The organism is Salinicola sp., from assembly GCF_982684285.1.
In genome coordinates this window covers 1-1,260 of the sequence record NZ_CEXLVS010000483.1, presented here as the reverse complement: position 1 = coordinate 1,260, position 1,260 = coordinate 1, and the positions used below count along the sequence as shown (strand labels likewise).

The window sequence follows — 1,260 nt, the reverse complement described above, 5'->3', positions numbered from 1 at the left end:
GATATCAACTAGTCTTGAGAGAGGTGAAGTATTGGGTTCAGATCTGTTTCATCAGACGGTAGCAAGTGAGATTGGATTGAAAACTAAGCGAGGCTTTCATGGCGGAGATAGGAAAAGCGAGAAGTATAAACAGAGCAATCAACATACAATGAAATAAAACATATAAGTAAAGTAAAAGAAGCTTTGTAGGCACACATGAAGTATACGATGACTTAAGCCTTAACATAAAAGAATGTTAGGGCTTTTTTGTGGTTGGCTGACTAGTTATTAATTGCTTAATGTGAATCGGCCACAGAAATCAATTACTCTGACCACTTGATTTTTATAGGGTTTTGGAGTGAAAAGTGAGAGGCGCGTCAAAGAATCAAATTATTTAATCATTAGGATATGACGAGCACTATTTCAGTAATCAGCTTATATGTCTGATTTTTGTTTTTATCCTAAATAAAGGATGTTTTGATGTTAGATACGAAAAAGTCAACGTGGCACAAACCCATCTTGGGTTTGCTATCTCTTCTAGTAAACCTATTTATACTTCAAAGTGTTGCTGCAGCAGAAACTAATCGTTTTGCTGAGTTTTCACCGCTTTCTTTGGCAGGCACCACCACAGAAGTTATTTACGAAAATGACTTTGAACAAGGCATAGGCGCACTGAATGTATCCAGTAGCCGAATAACATCAGAAAGAACGACTGATAGTGCACTTAATGGTGATTACAGTTTTGAGATAAATTCCGGTGATTATGGCAGTGTGTATGCAAACCGTGATTATAAGTGGGGTGCTGAAATTTATGGCAAGGCGGTGCAAATTTATGCGAAAGCTCATATTCCTGAGGCTAAGAACCCTAAAGGAAGAGTAAACTTTTGTGCCGTGGCTTACCAGGTTGGTAGTTTGCGTACCGAAAACTGTCAGACGATTCCGGGAACACAAACCGGTGATGTCACGGTTGATGTGACCTTAGATCTTGATCCGGCGATCAGAGTGACGCGCCTGTTTTCCTATATTCAGTTTAAGGGTTACGGTCCTTATAAGTTAACCGTCGATGATATGCATCTTGTTTTCTATAGAACGGATGACAGTAGTTCTACAGAACCAACAGATTCAGATGGTGATGGTATCGAAGACAGTGATGATGCCTTCCCGAATGATGCCACAGAAACTACAGATAACGAAAGAGATGCTGTGGGCGAAAAAGAGGATGACTACCCGAAAGAAGCAACAGAAACAAGTAATCAAACATACAACGCCCCCCCACCAAAC

Annotated in this window: 1 protein-coding gene; it reads left to right on the top strand. The window is 40.1% G+C overall.

The window, feature by feature from the left end:
• Positions 1-459: 459 nt before the first annotated feature.
• The coding region (locus AC3AYF_RS21300) for a hypothetical protein (protein WP_487780464.1) at positions 460-1,260 on the top strand (801 nt) is incomplete at its 3' end.